General features: G+C 68.9%; 16 protein-coding genes. 8 read left to right on the top strand and 8 right to left on the bottom strand.

From position 1 onward, the window contains the following. Positions 1-5 precede the first annotated feature (5 nt). The gene (locus JVH1_RS29190) at positions 6-3,518 is read right to left on the bottom strand and encodes an indolepyruvate ferredoxin oxidoreductase family protein (RefSeq protein WP_337460300.1); all 3,513 of its coding nucleotides are present in this window, start codon (positions 3,516-3,518) and stop codon (positions 6-8) included. Positions 3,519-3,655: 137 nt separating this feature from the next. On the opposite strand from JVH1_RS29190, the gene JVH1_RS29185 reads away from it, so the two are divergent. Then, complete coding sequence (locus JVH1_RS29185; protein ID WP_009474314.1) at positions 3,656-4,168, top strand: Lrp/AsnC family transcriptional regulator; 513 nt, start codon at positions 3,656-3,658, stop codon at positions 4,166-4,168. 23 nt (positions 4,169-4,191) lie between these two features. Further along, positions 4,192-4,653, top strand: a complete 462-nt coding sequence (locus tag JVH1_RS29180) for a 6,7-dimethyl-8-ribityllumazine synthase (protein ID WP_009474315.1) — start codon at positions 4,192-4,194, stop codon at positions 4,651-4,653. Positions 4,654-4,719: 66 nt separating this feature from the next. Here the strand turns inward: JVH1_RS29180 and JVH1_RS29175 are convergent, their stop codons facing one another. Then, positions 4,720-5,361: a restriction endonuclease gene (locus JVH1_RS29175; RefSeq protein WP_009474316.1), complete on the bottom strand. Its 642-nt coding sequence runs from the start codon at positions 5,359-5,361 to the stop codon at positions 4,720-4,722. Positions 5,362-5,551: 190 nt separating this feature from the next. Between JVH1_RS29175 and JVH1_RS29170 the strand changes: the two genes are divergently transcribed. Beyond that, the gene (locus tag JVH1_RS29170) at positions 5,552-6,607 is read left to right on the top strand and encodes a 2,3-butanediol dehydrogenase (RefSeq protein ID WP_009474317.1); all 1,056 of its coding nucleotides are present in this window, start codon (positions 5,552-5,554) and stop codon (positions 6,605-6,607) included. 3 nt (positions 6,608-6,610) lie between these two features. Here JVH1_RS29170 and JVH1_RS29165 read toward each other — a convergent pair whose 3' ends face one another. Continuing rightward, complete coding sequence (locus tag JVH1_RS29165; RefSeq protein ID WP_009474318.1) at positions 6,611-8,122, bottom strand: PucR family transcriptional regulator; 1,512 nt, start codon at positions 8,120-8,122, stop codon at positions 6,611-6,613. A gap of 121 nt (positions 8,123-8,243) precedes the next feature. On the opposite strand from JVH1_RS29165, the gene JVH1_RS29160 reads away from it, so the two are divergent. The 3 genes from JVH1_RS29160 to JVH1_RS29150 all read left to right on the top strand — a co-directional run bounded on the left by JVH1_RS29160 (position 8,244) and on the right by JVH1_RS29150 (position 10,373). Then, positions 8,244-9,695 (top strand): cytosine permease, encoded by a 1,452-nt coding sequence (locus tag JVH1_RS29160; RefSeq protein ID WP_009474319.1) that lies wholly within the window; start codon positions 8,244-8,246, stop codon positions 9,693-9,695. Continuing rightward, positions 9,688-10,092, top strand: a complete 405-nt coding sequence (locus tag JVH1_RS29155) for a nuclear transport factor 2 family protein (protein ID WP_009474320.1) — start codon at positions 9,688-9,690, stop codon at positions 10,090-10,092. Before JVH1_RS29160 ends, JVH1_RS29155 begins: the two co-directional genes overlap by 8 nt. A gap of 128 nt (positions 10,093-10,220) precedes the next feature. Beyond that, entirely contained in the window at positions 10,221-10,373 is a 153-nt protein-coding gene (locus JVH1_RS29150) for a hypothetical protein (RefSeq protein WP_009474321.1), read from the top strand. 9 nt (positions 10,374-10,382) lie between these two features. Here the strand turns inward: JVH1_RS29150 and JVH1_RS29145 are convergent, their stop codons facing one another. The 5 genes from JVH1_RS29145 to JVH1_RS29125 form a co-directional block, all read right to left on the bottom strand. After that, positions 10,383-11,744 (bottom strand): bifunctional lysylphosphatidylglycerol flippase/synthetase MprF, encoded by a 1,362-nt coding sequence (locus tag JVH1_RS29145; RefSeq protein ID WP_009474322.1) that lies wholly within the window; start codon positions 11,742-11,744, stop codon positions 10,383-10,385. Between the two features lie 97 nt (positions 11,745-11,841). Continuing rightward, on the bottom strand, positions 11,842-12,180 hold the full coding sequence (locus JVH1_RS29140) for a ferredoxin family protein (RefSeq protein ID WP_009474323.1): 339 nt from the start codon (positions 12,178-12,180) through the stop codon (positions 11,842-11,844). Then, positions 12,177-13,772 (bottom strand): FAD-dependent oxidoreductase, encoded by a 1,596-nt coding sequence (locus JVH1_RS29135; protein WP_009474324.1) that lies wholly within the window; start codon positions 13,770-13,772, stop codon positions 12,177-12,179. Before JVH1_RS29135 ends, JVH1_RS29140 begins: the two co-directional genes overlap by 4 nt. A 142-nt stretch (positions 13,773-13,914) precedes the next feature. Continuing rightward, positions 13,915-14,343, bottom strand: coding sequence for a pyridoxamine 5'-phosphate oxidase family protein (locus tag JVH1_RS29130; RefSeq protein ID WP_009474325.1), 429 nt, complete (start codon positions 14,341-14,343; stop codon positions 13,915-13,917). A gap of 1 nt (position 14,344) precedes the next feature. Next, positions 14,345-17,254: an FAD-binding and (Fe-S)-binding domain-containing protein gene (locus JVH1_RS29125; RefSeq protein ID WP_009474326.1), complete on the bottom strand. Its 2,910-nt coding sequence runs from the start codon at positions 17,252-17,254 to the stop codon at positions 14,345-14,347. A 57-nt stretch (positions 17,255-17,311) separates the two neighbouring features. On the opposite strand from JVH1_RS29125, the gene JVH1_RS29120 reads away from it, so the two are divergent. Next, a complete protein-coding gene (locus tag JVH1_RS29120) occupies positions 17,312-18,061 on the top strand; it encodes a DUF998 domain-containing protein (protein ID WP_043778569.1) in 750 nt (249 codons plus the stop codon). A 35-nt stretch (positions 18,062-18,096) separates the two neighbouring features. Further along, positions 18,097-18,879 carry a DUF427 domain-containing protein gene (locus tag JVH1_RS29115; protein ID WP_009474328.1) on the top strand — a complete coding sequence of 261 codons (783 nt, stop codon included), beginning with the start codon at positions 18,097-18,099 and terminating at the stop codon, positions 18,877-18,879. Positions 18,880-18,881: the final 2 nt, after the last annotated feature.

The raw sequence follows: 18,881 nt of genomic DNA, 5'->3' as shown, positions 1-18,881 counted from the left end.
TCTTCTCAGGACCTTTCCGGAGTGGTGGCAATCGTGATGGTGGAGGTGTCGACGCCGAGTTCGGCGAGACGCTGGAGGTAGACGGTGACGTTGCGCAGTTTCACGTCCTCGTAGCCCCGGACGAGGTCGGGGGTCGCGGCGATCAGCGTTGCGGTGTCGTAGGTGTCGGCGGAGAGGTCGGCGACGAGGCGGGCCACCGTGGTCTCGTAGTGCGCGAGCAGCTGACGCTCGAGGCGACGGACCTTGGCGTAGCCGAACGGGTCGAACGCGGTGCCGCGCAGGAACTTCGCCTTGGCGAGCGTCTTGAGCGCGACGTGCGAGCGGGGGCCGAATCCGATCTTGGTCTTGCGGCCCATGGCCTTGAGGACGGGCGGGTGCAGCTTGTAGGTGAGCTTGCCCGCGCCGGGGACCTCGCCGGCGGCGGCGTCGAGGAACGCCTGGTCGGTGAGCATCCGGGCCACTTCGTATTCGTCCTTGTAGGCGGTGAGCTTGTGCAGGCCGGCGGCGACGGCCTCGCTGAACTCGGTCCGGCTGCCCAGCTCGCGTTCGGCGTCCCATGCCTGCTGCACCAGGGCGATGTAGCGGGCGGCGACGCGGTCGCCCTGGAAGGCAACGAGGTTCGCGGCGCGGCGTTCGGTGAGCTCGAGCGTCGTGCCGTCCAGGGTGGATCCGGCGAGCAGGTGCGTCGGGACGACGGTGTCGCTGCGCTGCGGCACGGCGGCCGAGCTGGTGGCGGCGAGGAAGGCTTCCCGGTCGGCGACGGCGACGCGTCCCCAGTGGAATGCGGCCTTGTTGGACTCGACGGCCACGCCGTTGATCTCGAGGGCCTCCTCGATGAACCGGGCGGGGATGGGCAGTCCGCCGGCCTGGTAGGCCGCGCCGACCAGCAGGAAGTTGGCGGCGGCCGTGCTGCCGAACAGTGCGGTGGCGGCAGCGAGCCCGTCGATCGCGGTCAGTTCGCGGGCCGAGACGTCGAGACGCTCTAGCAGCTTGTCCTCGTCCGGGTAGCGGACGGCGGGGTCGTAGACCATGTCGCCGGTCGGGGTCTGGCTGGTCGACGCGACGGTGATGGTGCGCTCGGAGCTGCCGAAGCCGGCGTACTTGGCGTCGGCCGCCGTCAGCAGGTCGAATGCGAGGACGCAGTCGGCGGTCGCGGGGCTGATCCGGTTGGACGGCGCCGAGCTTCCCGACCGCGTCTTCTGATCGCTGAGCCGCAGGTGCGACGTGACGGGCCCGGCCTTCTGGCTGAGACCGGTCTGGTCGAGTCCCTCGACGTGCAGCCCGGCGCGCAGCGCGGCCATGCCGAGCACCTGGTTGACGGTGACGATGCCGGTACCACCGACGCCGGCCATGAACAGGTTGTGCGTTCCGGTCCACACGGCGGGGTCGGGGTCGCCGACCTCCGGCGGAGCCGGGATCCCGCGCAACGTCTTCGGTGCGCCTTCCTCGGGCAGCTCGACCGTCACGAACGACGGGCAGTCGCCCTCGAGGCAGGAGTAGTCGGTGTTGCAGCTGGTCTGGTCGATCTTGGTCTTGCGGCCGAATTCGGTGTCGACGGGCTGCACGGACAGGCAGTTGGACTTGACGCCGCAGTCGCCGCAGCCCTCGCAGACGGCCTCGTTGATGACGACGCGGGTGCGGCGGGCGGGCAGCTTGCCGCGCTTGCGCTTGCGGCGGGCCTCGGCGGCGCACTGCTGGTCGAAGATCAGCACGGTCACGCCCTCGATGTCGCGGAGGACGCGCTGCGCCTCGTCGAGGCGGGTCCGGTCCCACAGCAGCGTGTTGACGGCGAAGTGGGCGCCCTTGTGCCGCTTGGGATCCTCGGCGCACACGATGATCTGCTTGACACCCTCGGACGCCAGCTTGTGGGTGAGCTGAGGCACGGTCAGCCCGGCCTCGGCGTCCTGCGCGCCGGTCATCGCGACGGCGGAGTTGTAGAGCACCTTGTACGTGATGTTGACGCCGGCGGCGACGCATGCCTGCACGGCGAGCTGACCGGAGTGGAAGTAGGTGCCGTCGCCGACGTTCTGGAACATGTGCTTGACGTCGCTGAACGGGGCCTGCCCGATCCACTGCGCCCCCTCGCCGCCCATCTGGGTGAGCATCGTGACGGCGCTGTCGGTGCGGCCGGACATCGTGACCAGAGTGTGGCAGCCGATGCCGCCACCCGCGATCGATCCCTCGGGCACCGCGGTGGAGCGGTTGTGCGGGCAGCCGGAGCAGAAGTACGGGGTGCGCGACGTCGGCAGGACGGTCAGCTCGAGACGTGGCGGCGGGGCCGGTGTCAGCGCGACCCGGTCCTTGAGGACGCGGCGCAGCGGTCCGGTGAGCCGGGCGGCGGTCAGTTCGCCGTCGACGGGGATCAGGTTCTTGCCCTGCGCGTTCTTCTTCCCCAGCACGGCGGGTGCGCTGGCGCCGCCGTAGAGGATGTCCTTGAGCTGCGACTCGACGAACGGCATCTTCTCCTCGACGACGAGGACCTGCTCGACGCCGTCGGCGAGTTCGCGAACCTTGTCGGCGCCCAGCGGGTAGGGCATGCCGACGCGGAGGATGCGGATGCCGGCGTCCTCGAGCTGGGAGTCGCCGAGCCCGAGGTCGAGCAGGGCCTGGCGCAGCGAGTCGTAGGCGGTGCCGACGGCGGCGATGCCCAGCCACGCGCTGCGCGGGTTCACCTCGATCTTGTCGATCTCGTTGGCGGCGTTGAACGCCTCGACCATCGCCCAGCGCGGCCCGTACAGGTCGGCCTCGGCGTAGACGCTGTCGGGCGGGGACGCGAGCACGCGCTGCCGGTACGACCACGGCTTGCCGTTCCACTCGATCTCGGGGAGCACGATGTCGAGGTCGGCGAAGTTGCGGTCGAGGGTCCAGAGTCCGTCGGCCACGTCGGCGACGATCTTCATGCCCGACCAGCAGCCGGAGATCCGCGACAGCGCCACACCGTAGAGGCCGAACGTGATGACCTCCTCGGCGTTGCGCGGGAAGAACACGGGCATGCCCATCGCGGCCATGGACCGCTCACTGGCGCAGGGGATGGTGGAGGACTTGGCGTTGGGGTCGTCGCCGACGAGGACGAGGACGCCGCCGCGGGCGTTCGCGCCGTACATGGCGGCGTGCCGGATGGAGTCGCTGGCGCGGTCGAGGCCGGGGCCCTTGCCGTACCAGACGCCGACGACGCCGTCGTGGGTGCGCTCGCCCTGCGGGAGGTCGACCTGGCTGCCCCAGACGGAGGTCGCGGCGAGTTCCTCGTTCATGCCGGGCACGAACTTCACGTCGTGGTCGGTGCTCAACGTGGGGATGGCGGCGATGGTGCGGTCGAGGCCGGCGAGGGGGCTGCCCTGGTAGCCGGAGACGAAAGTCGCGACGTTCAGTCCCGCGCGGCGGTCGCGTTCGTGCTGCTCCACCAGCTGGCGGGCGATGGCCTGGACACCGGTCATCAACACCGGGCCCGAGTCGGCCCGGTATCGGTCGGCGAGATCAAAGGATGCTGCACTGGTGCGAGCGTCGTCTAGCTGAGTCATCTGCGATTCCCGATCCGTCGCGTTGAGCATTTCGTGAGCTTGATCCTGTATCTGGTCTAAGATTTGGTCAACGCAAATCGGATCAACTGATCAGTTCACGCAATAGGTGACGGCCGTCACTCCCCGGAGGTACCAAAGTGCTCAGCATCGACAAGCTCGACGTGCAGTTGCTCGGACTGCTCGGCCAGGACTCACGCATGAGCGTGGCCGAACTCGCCAACTCGCTGGGCGTCGCCCGCAACACCGTGCAGTCCCGGATGAAGCGCATGGAGACCAGCGGACTACTCACCGGCTTCCGCCCCAACCTCGACCTCGCCGAGGTCGGGATTCCCATCCAGGCGTTCGTCGGGCTCGAACTCGAACAGGGCAAGCTCACCGCCGTCGGCAACCGCCTCGTCGACCTGCCGGAGGTCATCGAGATCCACGCGACCACCGGCCGCGAAGACCTGCTGGTGCGGGTGGCCACGTCCACGCACGCGGAACTTCAGAAGTTGCTCGAGAAGATCGCGAACCTGCCCGGCATCACGCATTCGACCACCACGATCGCGCTGACCAGCCCGCTGCCGTACCGGATTCAGCCGCTGCTCGAGCACCTCACCGACGACTCCGGGTGGGGCCGGTCCACGGCACTGCCCCGTTCACAGCGCTAGCACCGGTGCAGTAGTTTCAGACCATGAGTGAGAGTCAGGGACGGATCGCGTTCATCCAGGCCACGTGGCACCGCAACATCGTCGATCGCGCACGCGAGGGCTTCACCGACGAGGTGACCACGCTGGGGTATTCGAAGGACGAACTGGACTTCTTCGAGGTGCCGGGCGCGTTCGAGATCCCGCTGCACGCACGCCGCCTCGCCCTCACCGGGCGTTACGACGCCATCGTCGCCGCTGCGCTCGTCGTGGACGGTGGCATCTACCGGCACGAGTTCGTCGCGACCGCGGTGATCGACGGCCTCATGCGCGTGCAACTCGACACGGACGTGCCGGTGTTCTCGGTTGTGCTGACGCCGCACCACTTCCACGAGCACGACGAGCACCTCAACTACTTCCACGACCACTTCGTGAAGAAGGGCGCCGAGGCCGCTCGCGCCTGCGTCGCAACCGTCACGTCGCTGAAGTCGCTGCCGACCGCGAACTGAGATTCGCCCACTCCGAACCGCAACGAGAAACCACCGTCAGTACGGACTGACGGTGGTTTCCTCGTGTTATCGGTCCTTCGCGTGCCGGTGCTGGACGTAGAGGAGCCAGAACACCGGTGCGCCGACGACGGCGAGGATTGTCGCGAACACCCGCAGCCCGACGTTCCCTTCACCGAAGGGGGCGATCATGAGGACAATCGTGCAGACGACGGCGCCGAGGAGTTGCCAGTGGGCGCCGAAGAAGCCTGCGACCATCGCCCATGCGTTGCGGGCGACGATGCGCGCCGGCGACTCGGGCTCCGGTGGGGGCGGCGGGGACGGGGCCACCGCAACCGTCGAGTTACGCGCGGCGGCCACCAGTTTCGGGGCGTGGGCGCCGACTGGCGGGGTTTCGCCGTCGGGCTCGCACCGGAACAGGGCGATGCCCACCGTGTCCGCGTAGTCGACGGCTTCGTCGGTGTATCCGGGGCCGGAGAAGTACAGGAGTTTCCGGGCGTGGCTGGTTCCGCGGGTGCCGTAGAGGTTCGCGAGGTCCGACTTGCCTGCACTGCCGCCACGCCACTTCACCTGCGCGTACGCGCGTGACGAGTAGACGTCGATGCCGCCGTCCGCGCCTCCGAGTAGCGCTGTGGCGTCGCCGTAGCCGAGCTTCTGCATCTGCTCGGCGGCGTTGATTTCGGCTTCAGCCGCCGTGCGTATGCGTGCCATGCCTCACTCCCCCAGATCGAACCAGTCTTTCCCCTCGAAGGTACCCGCAGATCCGGCCAAACCAGCTATCGGCCGGTGAACGTCACACCGGCGCCATCGAATTGCAACACACTGCAACTCTTCCGCCCCCGGCCGCGCGACCGTACCGTTGCCCGAATCAGCACTTTCACAACGTAGTGAGGGCGGATTCATGAGGGCAGCACGCTTCCACGGCCGACGCGACATCCGGATCGACGACATCCCGGAGCCGGAATTGCGGCCGGGCGCCGTGAAACTCCGGGTCGCGTGGTGCGGCATCTGCGGCACCGACCTCCACGAGTATCTGGAGGGCCCGATCTTCATCTCCCCGCCGGGGCATCCGCATCCGCTGTCGCACGAGAACGCGCCGGTGACGATGGGCCACGAGTTCTCCGGGACGGTCGAGGAGGTCGGTGAGGGCGTCACGGATGTCGCCGTGGGTGACAACGTGGTGGTGGAGCCGTACTTCGTGTGCAACGAGTGCGCGTCCTGCAAGGCAGGCAACTACCACCTGTGTACGAAGATGGGTTTCATCGGATTGGCCGGTGGCGGAGGCGGACTCAGCGAGAAGGTGGTGGTCGACCGCCGGTGGGTGCACAAGATCGGCGACATCCCGCTCGACGAGGCGGCCCTGATCGAACCGCTGAGCGTCGCGCATCATGCGGTCGTCCGCAGCGGGGCCAAGGCCGGTGATGTCGCGCTCGTCGGCGGCGCGGGGCCGATCGGACTCCTGGTGGCCGCGGTCCTGAAGGGCCTGGGTGTCACCACGATCGTCACGGAACTCAGCGACGCCCGGAAGCAGAAGGCCCTGTCCAGCGGGGTCGCGCATCACGTGATCGACCCGTCGTCGGAGGACGTGAGGGCCCGGGTGCTCGAGCTGACCGACGGTGTCGGCGCCGACCTCGGGTTCGAGTGCGCCGGGGTCAACGCTGTCCTCGACACCCTCCTCGACGCCGTCCGGCCCGCAGCGGTGGTGGTGAACGTGTCGATCTGGGGAAAGCCCGCGACGGTCGACATGCAGAAGCTCGTCCTCAAGGAGATCGACCTGCGCGGCACCATCGCCTACGTCCGCGATCACGAGGCGGTGATCGAGCTGGTGCGCCGCGGCGTGATCGACCTGGCCCCGTTCATCACCGGCCGGATCGAACTCGACAACCTGGTCTCCGAGGGCCTCACGACGTTGATCGAGCACAACGACACGGCGGTGAAGATCCTGGTCCGGGCGTGACCGTCAGTCGGGTTCGTCCGTCGACGGTGTCACCGCCCTGGCCTTGAGCGCCAGCCACAGCTCCATGCGATCGTCGGCCTGGTCGAGGTTCCGCCCGGTCAGCGCCGCGATCTTGTCGATCCGGTTCCGGACGGTGTTGCGGTGCACGGAGAGGGCGGCCGCCGCGGGGTCCCAGGCCCCGTTGGCTCGCAGCCATTCCTCGAGCGTTCGCTGGAGTTCGACGCGTTCGCGCGGCTCGAGCTGATCGAGGGATGCGAGGACAGCGGTCGAGAAGCCGCTGAGCACGTCAGCCGAGCCGAGTCGCAGCAGCAACTGCACCGTCTCGCCCTCCTTGGCGTCGACGGCGCGGCCCAGGCGGGCACTGACGGCGACGAGGGATCGCGCCTGCATCGCCGACACAGCCAGCGCGTCCACCGGAACCAGGGCGCCGATCCCGATGGCGCATCCCTCCGCGACGCCCGACAGCAGGTCCGCGAGCCCGGCGACCTCGGGGTGCGCGATCTCGATGTCCGAATTGCGCTGTCTCAGGACGGAATCCGGAAGGACCGAACCGATCCGGACGGTGAGGTCGGCCAGCGCCTCGGGCGTGGAGCGCACGACGGCGATCTGCAGGGGATCGCGGGACAGCCCGATGCCGGCCGCGATCTGATGTGCGCGCTCCCGCCGGAGTCCGGGTCTGAGCAGCTGCGCCAGCGCCGCCGCCCGCCGCTGCCGCTCCGGTTCGCCGGCCACGTGGCGGCGTTCGAGTTCGAGCGACAGCAGCGAGACGAGAACATTGGACGCGTGCCGCAGCGCGCTGTCCGCCGACCGCTCGAGCACGACGAACGCGAGCGGGTTCTCGATGCGCACGGGGTGCAGTTCGAGTTCCCGCCGACCGGCGCCGCCGAACGCCGTCCAGCCCTTCGCGCGGGTGGTGTAGCGACCCACCTGATCCTGAGCGTCCTGCAGGAACGCCGCATCGACGCCGTCGGAGAGTTGGACCACCCCGCCCGACGCGTCCAGCACCGCGCAGAGGGAGCCGCTGACGGACCGCCACGTGTCGAGCAGTCCGCTCAGGGGCGACGGTCCGGCCGCGACCGCGGTGAGTTGATAGCTCAGTTCGATGGCGTTCTCGAGGGCGCGCTTCTCCTCCTCGGCGATCCGGGAGAAGATCCATTTGGTGATGGCGATGAACGGCACCGAGTCGGGGGCGATGAGCAGCGGGACACCGAATTCACGCGCCGCCGCGACGAGCGGCGCCGGTGGCGCCTGGTAGGGCAGCCCGTGCCCCAGACCGAGGCACAGTGCGGCGACCCCGCCCGCGACGCAGTCCCGGACGTAGTCGCGGCATCCGGATTCGGTGGTGGGAAGCATCAGGCCGACGGTCATCAGCAACTCGCCGCCCTGCAGCCAGTCCCGCGGACGCGTCAGTTCGGACACGTGCGCTGCGGTGATGGGGTTGTCGACTCCCGCCGTCCCGCTCATCGACGTGAGCCGCAGCGTGGGGGCGGACAGGACGTCCTGGACGGTGATCACCGGCGACCTCTTGTACGAATTGCCCAACCGTAATAGACGAACTGTACATCTCGCCTCTGGTGCCGGGGCGGCGAAGTGCGCAGAGTGGTGATCAGAGCCACAGCACCTCCTAGGAGTTTCAGTGTCAGATCACCCCGGCGACACCGCCGCGACCCTCGGTGGCACCATCGAGACCCGCTCGATCGACTACGTCCCCGAGGACGAACGTCACGGGAAGGTCCGCGACCAGGGCCCCTTCTGGTTCGTCGGAAACTTCCAGCCCTTCACGGTGGCCATCGGCTTCGTCGGCCCCGCCCTCGGCCTGTCGCTGGGCTGGACGGTTGTCGCGGGCATTCTCGGCATCTTCTTCGGAACGTTGTTCATGGCGTTCCACGCGTCGCAGGGACCGGTGCTCGGACTCCCGCAGATGGTGCAGTCCCGCGCGCAGTTCGGCTATCGCGGTGTCGTCCTCGCGCTCCTCGGGACGTTGTTCACGTACGTCGGGTTCAACGTCGTGGACGTCGTCATCATCAAGGCGGGCCTGCACAGCATCTTCGGGTGGAACGCGGCCGTCATCGCCGTCGTCATCACCGCGGTCGCCACTCTGCTCGCGATCTACGGTCACGATCTGCTGCACCTGTCGTTCCGTGTGCTGTTCTGGCTGTCACTGCCGCTGTGGGCCATCCCCACGTGGGGTGTCGTGTTCGGGCACGCAGGCGGCGACGCGGGCGCGGCGACCGGCGGGTTCACCCTGCTGGCGTTCATCGCCCAGTTCAGTGTCGCGGCCTCCTACAACATCACCTACGCGCCGTACGTGTCGGACTACTCGCGGTACCTGCCGCGCAACACGCGGACGTCGGCCATCGTGTCGGCCGTGTTCCTCGGCGCCTCCGCGTCGCCGGTCTGGCTGATCCCGGTGGGTGCGTGGATGGCCACGCGCCTCGGAGCCACGGATGCGCTCGCCGGCATCCACGACGCCGGCAACTCGGTGGTCCCGTTCCTCGGCAGTGTGCTCGCCCTCGTCGCGACGCTCGTGCTGGTGGCCACCATGGGCCTGAACGCGTACAGCGGCATGCTCACCGTGATCACCGGCATCGACTCCTTCCGGAAGGTGACCCCGTCCCGCCGGATCCGGGTGGTGACCGTCCTCGCGCTGGCCGCGGTCTGGCTGGTGCTGAGCCTGCTGTTCACCGATTCGACGACCGTCCTGAACACGACGCTGCTGATCATGCTGTACCTCCTCGTGCCGTGGACCGCCGTCAATCTCACCGACTTCTTCTTCGTACGCCGCGGGCACTACGCCATCACCGACCTGTTCACGCCGGACGGGCTGTACGGAATGTGGTCGTGGCGGGGCATGACGGCCTTCTTCGCCGGCATCGTCGCGTCCGTTCCGTTCATGGTGCTGCCGTTCTACGTCGGACCGATCGCCGCGGCCCTCGGTGACGTCGACGTCGCGTTCGCGGTCGGACTCGCCGTGTCCGGGATCGTGTACTGGGTCCTGTCCCGGTCGCTGGACCTCGACACGGAGGAACGGTTCATCGAAGACAGCGAAGCCGCACTGGCAGTCGAGGAGACCCCGGCTCATGGCTGACACGACGACGGCAGACGTCCAGCACGCGATCGACGCGCTGATCCGGGCATTCGGCGAGCACGACACGACCGCCTACTTCGAGGCGTTCAGCCCGGACGCGACGTTCGTCTTCTACACCCACCCGGTGCCGCTGCCCAGTCGCGAGGCCTACCGCGACCTGTGGACCGAGTGGGAGTCGGACGGGTTCCGCGTCCTCGCGTGCCTTTCCAGCGAGCAGAACGTCACGTTCCCGGCCCCGGATGTCGCGGTGCTGACGCATCGGGTCGGCACCACCGTGCGGGATTCGACGGGAACGGTCGAGCTCGACGAACGGGAGACGATCCTGTTTCGGCGGCGCGAGGACTCGGGCTGGATCGCCGTCCACGAGCACTTGTCGCCCCAGTCGATCACAGCCTGATAGCTGACAGATAGCTGGCCCGAGGTGGACCGCGTCACATCAGGATCCCGTGGAGTTGCGGAGGCAGACTCTTGACGGTGTACTGGTCAGTAAACCTGCCCGGCTCGGCCTATCGCGAAGGTGCACAGATGACGGACGAACGGCCCGGCAAGAATCAGACCCCACCGGACAAGGCGACGCGACCGACACCGAAGGAGGCGACCCCGGACGTCTCCAAGACCGATCTCGCGGCCGTCGTCGACGCGCTCACCGCGACGAACGAGAAGAATTTCGACTTCTGACCTCGCGCCTCAGGCCCGCTCCCGGTGCGGCACGAACTCGAACGTCAGGCACGCGAACGCCACGGGCAGCAGGTAGCGGAAACGCAGGAGGACGTATCGCCGGTTCCCCGTGGAATGGAACTTGCCGAGGTAGCGGTACAGCGACTCGAGCGAGATCAGCACGTCGCCGAGGTGCAGGACACGGCGGAAGAGCCGCGCCCCCGCGCCGGGTGCGTCGGGGGCGAGGAGTTCGGGGAACGCCGCGAACGACAGCGAGACGTATCGCGCACCGGTGTGCTCCGCGTACCGGATGACGTCGACGGTCATGCGTTCGTCGGTGCCGTTCGGCGCGCCGTCGCCGCGCCACGGAACGTCGAGACTCAGTTCGCGGGCGGAATCGGCGGTGCCGTAACGCTGGAAGGCGACGGCCCGCCCGGTGGAGTCGCGCGCGATGACGAGCAGAATGCCGGGGAGTGCGCCGTCCAGCAGGTGGTCGAGGATCATCGAGAACCCGCGGCGCTGATGTCCGGCGCGGGCGACCTCGACGATGTCCGACAACTCCCGGCGCGTCGGTTCGTCGAGCGCGCCTTCCGGGACGATCTCGGTGGTGAGCCCGGCGTTGTGGGTGCGCTGCACGGCCTGCCGGAGGTTGCGGAACTTCCTGCCGTGCAGGGTGAAGTGTCCGACGTCGATCACCACGTCACGGCCGATCGGGACCGCCGACAACGGCTTTCGGGTGTCGCCGCCGAACTCCCACAACCGGGCGACGCGCTCCCCCGCTCCGAGCACGGCGACGCGCCAACCGCGTTCGGCCGCGAACTCGGAGAACTCGTCGAGGAGGGCGCCGAATTCGAGCGCGTTGCCGATGGGATCGCCGGAGACGACCGCGATTCCGGATCGCGCCCGGTACGCGATCGCCGCGGTGCCCGACGCGTTGAAGTAGTACGACTTCGCCGAATTGAGGGCGAACGGCGACAGCGGATCGTCCGTGGTCTGCTGGATCAGCGAGAAGACGCGGGCACGGTCCTCGGGTTGCGGCACACTGCGCACCGGCAGCATCAGGACGGGTCCGGTGGCCACGAGGAGGAGAAATCCCGGAGTCGAATGTGCGCTCGTGTACGCCACATCTGCGGCGGCCACGAACAGCACCGCCGCCACCGAATGTGTCGTGGTGACGGGCCGCCGCAGATGCAGTCCCCGGGCCACCAGCAGGACGGCGATTCCGGCCGCGACCATCCACGTGCGAACGGGCCCCGACCGCCCGGCCATCCACATGAGCACGAGGCCGACCACGACGGTTGCGCCGACGAGCGCCATCCGCGCCGCGGGCGATTCGGGCCGGTACACCCGCAGCCCGGGCACGGTCATCGGTGTCGACTTCGAATTCTGCATCCGCACCCCTGCCCCAGGTGACGACTGTTCCGGTGCCTCCAATCTAGCGGCTCCGCCGCCCGTGAGTGGTTGACGAGTCCCTGCACTCGCTACGCACTCACGAGTGCAGCCGTGGCGGCGGTGCCCCGTGCGGCAGGGACGGCCCGACCGCCGTGAGTGAGCCTGCGGCGCGCCCCTTCCCCCAGCCGAGTTTCTCGCGGTAGCGGCCGATGTGGTCCTCGGGGATGTTCTGCCCGTCGACGAGCGGCGTGGACTGCGGGTCCACGTACAGCGCGTCGACCGGGCAGTACGCCTCGCACATGAAGCACGTCTGGCAGTCCGATTGCCGCGCGATCACGGGGATCCCGGTGTCGGTGCGGTCGAAGACGTTGGTGGGGCACGCGTCGACGCACTTGTCGCAGCCGATGCACGCCTCGGCCAGCAGCACCTCGATCACGAGGCCACCCGCAACAGCCCACTGTGTGCCGCGCCGGTCGCAGTCCACACGTCGTCCAGCCCACCGGTGAGCACATGGTGGTGCTGCGCCGGGTCGAGGTCCGGGTAGTCGGCGCGCTTACTCATTCCGCGGGTTTCCGTCCGCGCGAGCGTCGAGTGGTACATCCACCGGCCCACCGCGGTGATCGCCGCGGCCTGACGGGCCCGGACACGTTCGTCGCCGGAGTCGCCGCCGAGGCCCAGCGACAACGCCGTCCACAACGACTCCAGCTCGTCGAGCGCACCCTGCACCCGCACACCGTCCCGCAGATAGTTCTTCTCGTACGGGATGAGTTCGGCCTGCGCGGCCGCGACGACCGCGGACGCCTCCAGCCCCGACCGCCCCGTGGGCCGCAGTCCGGCCCGGCCGGCGGGACGCAGTTCGCCCGCCCGGACCCGACGTTCGGTTCGCGCGAACCGCGCGGCCCCCGTGCCCGCCCAGCTGCCGGACGACATCGCCCACGCCGAGTTGTGGCTGCCGCCGCCGGTGAAGCCGCCGCAGATGCGTTCGCGGGTCGCGGCGTCACCCGCCGCGAACAGGCCGGGGACGGATGTGGCGCAGGTGTCGTCGACCACGTCGATGCCGCCGGTTCCGCGCACCGTCCCCTCGGCGAGCATGCTGACCTCGAAGCGGTCGGTGAACGGGTTGATGCCGCGCCGGTCGAACTGCAGGAAGAAGTTGGGCTGGCCGAGCCGCATCTGGCGCTGCACGTCGTCGTCGGCGCGGTCCAGCTGGGCGAACACCGGCTCGGACAGCAGCGTTTTCGCGATCACCGAGCGTCCCTTGGTGGAGCCGGCGCCCTCGAGGACGCGTCCGTCGGCGTGGAAGAACGTGGCGTAGCCGTAGTAGGCGGTCTTGGTGATGGTGGAGTTGGCGGGGACGATCGCGTACGCGTTGGAGAATTCCATGCCGGAGAACGTCGCGCCCACCTCGGCGGCCATCAGCGCGCCGTCGCCGGTGTCGACGTTCGTGCCCAGTGCGCGGGACAGGAACGCGCAGCCGCCGCTCGCGATCACGACGGCGCCCGCGGTGATCCGGTAGTCGCGGTCGTCCTGGCGCTGGTAGCCCGCCGCGCCGCGCACCTGGCCGCCGGTGTCGACGAGCAGTTCGAGGGCCGGCGAGTGGTCGAGAATCCGGACGCCCGCCTTCTTCACCCACGCCCGCATCCGCCGCATGTATTCGGGCCCTTGGAGTCCGGTGCGGATCTGCCTGCCGGTGTCGGGGTCGACGGGGAACGGGTACCGGCCTTCCTCGGCGAGGAGGTTCATGTTCGCGTACGTCTGGTCGAGGACGCGGTCCATCCAGTGGTGATCGGCGAGATGGCCGCCGAGCGTTTCGCGGCTGGCCTTGGCCTTCGCCCGGGCGGACGGGTCGGGGTCGACGTACCAGACACCGGTGCCCGAAGGCGCGGTGGCGCCGCTGGTTCCGCAGTACCCCTTGTCGACGAGGACGACGTCCGCCCCGGATTGCCGTGCGCGCAGCGCGGCCCACGTTCCTGCGGGGCCGCCGCCGATGACGAGGACGTCGGTGCTCAGGTCGAGAAGTTCGGTCATGAAGGGCGCTCCTGTCGAGGCGGAACAACTGCCCTTCAACGCTTCCGCACATCGGCCCACGCCGCCATCGTCAGAATCAGCGTGAACCGAATCGCCCGTGAGCGGTTAACGAGTCCAGGGACTCGCTAACCACGCACGGGCGCTACGCGCCTTTGCCGTAGTCGACGCTCAGCCAGTGCTCCGGCCGCATACGGATGACGATCGCGCTGTCGTCGTAGGCCTCCTCCACGAAACTGTCGACCTCCTCGGCGGGCAGGTAGCGGGTGGCGAGTCTGCGGACGACGTCGGCGGTGGGTGATTCGTCGAACTCCGCCGGACCTTCGACGCTGACGTACCGGTACGGCGGCTTCTCGTCCTGGGCGACGAGGCTGAAGCGGCCGGCGGCGCGGATCAGCCGCTCTTTCAGCGACCCGCGTCCGGTCCAGACGTAGACGTGGCCGCCGGGTTCGTAGCCGTACCAGATGGGCACGGCGAGCGGTGCCCGCCCGTCGCGGTCGACGGCGATCACCCCCACGTGTACGTCGGCGAGGAACTTCTCGCGCTGTTCACTGGTCATCGACAACTGCGACATGTCAGTCTCCGCTCTGGTGTTCGGGTTTCGACGGTGGTGCGGGGTCGAGCAGCTGGGCGAGGTGTTGCGACGATCGGGTCGGGTCGAGTTGCCGTACCTGCATGTGGCAGCTGAATCCGTCGGTCAGCACGACTGCGTCTTCGGGACTGTCGCGCAGTGCGGGGGCGAGTGCCTGTTCCGCCACCTGCATGCTGAGGTCGTAGTGGTCGGCCTCGAACCCGAAGTTTCCTGCGACGCCGCAGCATCCGGTGGCCTCGCGGACGCGTTCGACGCCGACCGCCTGCAGGGCCTTCCGCTGGCCGGCCGCGCCGAACACGGCGTATTCGTGGCAGTGGGTCTGCACGGTGACGTCCTCGGGCAGCGCCACGCTCGGGGTCCAGCCTGCCTGGGCGCGCTCGAGGACCGCACCCGCGAAACTCTGGACGCGGGCGGCTACGCGTCGTGCGGCGTCGGTGTGGACGAGTTCGGGCAGGTCCTTGCGGAACGCGGCGGCGCAGCTCGGTTCGAGGACGACGATGGGGCGGTCGGTGCCGTCGTCGAGGAGTTCGGCCGCCTTGGCGAGGGTCTTCTTGGCCTGCTTCAGCTGTCCGGTGGAGATCCAGGTGAGCCCGCAGCACACGTCGCTGCGACACTGGGAACTGAGTCCCGCCTCGGCGAGTACCCGCGACGCGGCGCCGACCACCTCGGGGCGGAATCCGCGGGTGAACGTGTCGGCAAGCATCACGACGTCCGCGGTGCCGTTCTGTGAGGTCTCCCCGACCTCGCGCCGGATCTGCTTGCGGGACGCGAACTCCGGCATCGACCGGTGCGGCGTGAGACCACCCAGTTTTGCCGCGACCTTCGCCAGCCTGCCCGCGGTGAGCCGATTCACCACGGGGGCGGACCGTTCGGCGATCTTCAGCCATACCGGCAGCCACCCGAGGGAGTAGTGCGACAGCGGACGCATCCGGCCGCGGTAGTGGTGGTCGAGGAATTCGGACTTGTACGTGGCCATGTCGACGCCCACCGGGCAGTCGGTGGAGCAGGCCTTGCAGGACAGGCAGAGGTCGAGGGATTCCTTGACGTCCTCGGAGCGCCATCCGTCGGCGACGGTCGGCGAGTTGCGGACCATCTCCTGCAGGGCGCGGGCCCGGCCGCGGGTGGAGTCTTTCTCGTCGCCGGTCGCGCGGAAGCTGGGGCACATCACCCCGCCGGTCGAGGCGCGGCAGCGGCCCACCCCGATGCACCCCTGGACGGCGTGGACGAACGGTGCGACGAGGACGTCGCTGGTGGGGGTGAGGTCGAAAGTCGTCTGCCACGCCCGCGGGTTCACGCCGTCGAGGGCCAGGCTGCCCAGCAGCGGTTCGGGGTCGACGATGCTGCCCGGGTTCAGCACGGCTGCCGGATCCCAGAGCCGCTTGAACGTCGCGAACGCCGCCATCATGGTCGGGGTGTACATGATCGGCAGCAGCGCCGACCGTGCGCGACCGTCGCCGTGCTCCCCCGACATCGATCCGCCGAACCGCACGCACAGTTCCGCGGCGCGGTGGATGAACCGCGACATGACGTCCCGGCCCTCCTCGGTGCGCTGGTCGAAGTTGATGCGGATGTGCATGCAGCCGGCGCCGAAGTGCCCGTACATCACGCCGGTGAGCCCGAATTCGGCGAGCAGGGCCTTGATGTCGACGAGGTAGTCGGCCAGCTGGTCGGGCGCGACGGCGGAATCCTCCCAGCCCGTCCAGGATTCGCCGCCCTCGACGAGTCGGGCCGACAGTCCGGCGCCGTCCTCGCGTACCCGCCACAGCGACGCGCGTTCCGCCGGGTCCCCGACCACCCGCGAGTCGACGAGCCGCCCGGCCGCCCGCAGCTTCGAGACCAGTTCGGTGCCGCGCAGTTTCACCTCGTCGAGGTCCTCACCGTCGAGGTCGACGTACAGCCAGGCCTCGCCGTCGGGCAGCCCGACAACGGAGTCGGCGCCGCGCAGGTGCCGCATGGTGTCGACGATCGCCGAGTCGATGCCTTCGATCGCGGCGGGCGAGTACGCGAGGATCAGCGCGTTGTCGCGGGCGGCGTCCACCAGGTCGCGGTATCCGAGGCACAGCAGCATGGCCGCGGGCGGCACCGGCACCAGCGCGACGGTCGCAGCCACGATCACCGCGCACGTCCCCTCGCTTCCCACCAGGGCGCGGGCCACGTCGAAGCCGTTCTCGGGCAACAGGTTCGCTAGGTGAAATCCGGATACCTGCCGCGGGATGCGGCCCAGCTCGAGGCGGAACTCGCCGAGATGCTCCTGCGTCAGCTCGTCGAGTCCGGCGGCGATCCGTTCAGCCTCGCTCACCGCGGACGAGTCTTCCGGGTCGGTGGCGCGCAGTCCGTCGCGGGTGGCGGTCAGCCGGTGCCCGTTCGCGGTCACGAGATCGAGTGCGACGACGTGATCGGACGTGCGGCCGTACCGCACGGAGTGGTTGCCGCAGGCGTCGTTGCCGATCGCACCGCCGACAGTCGCGCGGGACTTGCTGGACGGGTCGGGTGCGAAGGTGAACGCGCCGTCCGTCGCCAGTTGCACGTCTTTCTGCAGGTCCGTGAGGACGATGCCGGGTTCGACGACGGCGGTTCGGGCGGACGCGTCCACGGCCCGCACCTGATTCATGTGCCGGGAGAAGTCGAGTACCACTCCCCTGCCGATCGCGTTGCCCGCGAGTGACGTACCGCCACCCCGGCTGGTGATGGGGATGCCGCGGTCGGTGCAGGCCCGGACGATCGCCACCACGTCGCCGGCGCTGCGCGGAAATGCGACGGCCAGCGGCGGCACCCGGTAATTGGAGGCGTCGAAGGAGTATTCGGCACGCCGCCGCGATCCGGTGTCGAGGTCGATGCCCAGCTCGGCGAGCTCGGCGTGCAGGTCGGCGGCGGGACGTGTCAGCTCAGCCACGCGTCGATCTGTCCCGTCTCGTCGGAGTCAGCTACGGGAATTCTCGTCAGCGGGGCCATGGCTACATGGTCGAGCCGCTCCCGAAGATTGTCAACAATCCTCTCGGTGAGCCGGGTACGGTTCGGAGGGGTGAGCGTCGTGCGAACGCCTTCACCCGCCCAGCGACTGTTGGCTGTGCGGGCCGGAGCCACGGCCTGGGTGCTCATCGCCCTGTATTTCCTCGCGGAGGTCGTGACCGCACGCGCCTGGCCGCGGCCGTACGAGGTGCGGACCAACTCGGTCAGCAACCTGGGTGTCACGGGCTGCGACGGCTCCGCGGCCCAGGTCGCGGCCGCGCGACTCTGCTCACCGCTGCACACGGTGATCAACAGCGCCTTCGTGATGACCGGGGTGCTCATTCTCGCGGGAGCGGTGGGCCTGCGCGAATTCCTCCCGCCGGGACGCCTGCGCCGGGTGGCGTTGACGTTGCTCGCACTGGCCTCCGTCAGCGCGGCCCTGACGGGAGTCGTTCCGATCAATGTGGACGCCCATCTGCACCAACTGGTCGCGACCCCGACGTTCGTCGCCCGCAACGCCGCCATGATCGTCATCGCAATCGCGCTCTACGAGCGTTGGCGCATCTTCGCGCTCTGGACCGGTGTGTGCTGCCTCGTCGGTGTCGTCGGAATGGTGGCGATCCTCCTCCCCGGCGAACCATTCGGCATCACCGAACGCCTGGCCCTCTACCCGTTCACGGTGTGGGTCGTGACAGCCGGTGTCGCGGCGCTCCGCACCCGTGCGTGGTTAACGAGTCCAGAGCCTCCTTAACCCCGCACCGGGCGCCGAAGGCGCACCATGGAGTGATGTCCACAGCTCTCACGCACGCCGCCGCCACCCAGCAGTTCGCGGAGAACGGCCGCATATCGATCGAACCCAATCACAAGCGCATCCGGGTGTTCTTCGGCGGTCAGGCGGTCGCCGACACCACCCGTTCGGTGTACCTGTTCGAGAAGGGTCACCTGCCCGTCTACTACATTCCCCGCGACGACGTGAACTTCGACCTCCTCGAGCCGGTCGACGCCACCACGACCTGCCCGTGGAAGGGCAAGGCCCGGTACTGGGACCTCGTCGTCGGCGACCGTCGCGCGGAGCAATCCGTGTGGGGTTACGACGCCAAACTGGAGGATTCCCTCGACCTCAGCCCGTACGTCGCGTTCTACTGGCACAGGATGGACGCCTGGTACGAGGAGGATCAGCAGGTGTTCGTCCACGCCCGCGACCCGTATGTCCGCGTCGACGTGCTGCCGTCGTCCCGGCACGTCGAGGTGTTCATCGGCGACACGCTCGTCGCCGACACCGTCCGCCCGCGACTGCTGTTCGAGACGTCACTGCCGGTGCGCTACTACGTTCCTCGCATCGACGTGCGGTCCGAGTTCTTCACCGCCTCCGACACCAGGACGTCCTGCCCGTACAAGGGGACGGCGTCGTATCTGTCGTTCACCGGGTCGGGCGGCTCCGACCCCGTCGAGGATGCCGCCTGGTTCTACCCGTTCACCACCGCGGAGGCGTCGGGCATCGACGACCACGTGTCGTTCTACCCCGACCGCGTGCGGATCGTCGTGGACGGCACCGAGGTGGAGAACTGATG

This window comes from Rhodococcus sp. JVH1 (assembly GCF_000280725.2).
Lineage (GTDB): Bacteria > Actinomycetota > Actinomycetes > Mycobacteriales > Mycobacteriaceae > Rhodococcus_F > Rhodococcus_F jostii_A.
The sequence above is the reverse complement of the archived record's forward strand: the minus strand, read 5'-3'. Positions and strand labels throughout refer to the sequence as shown.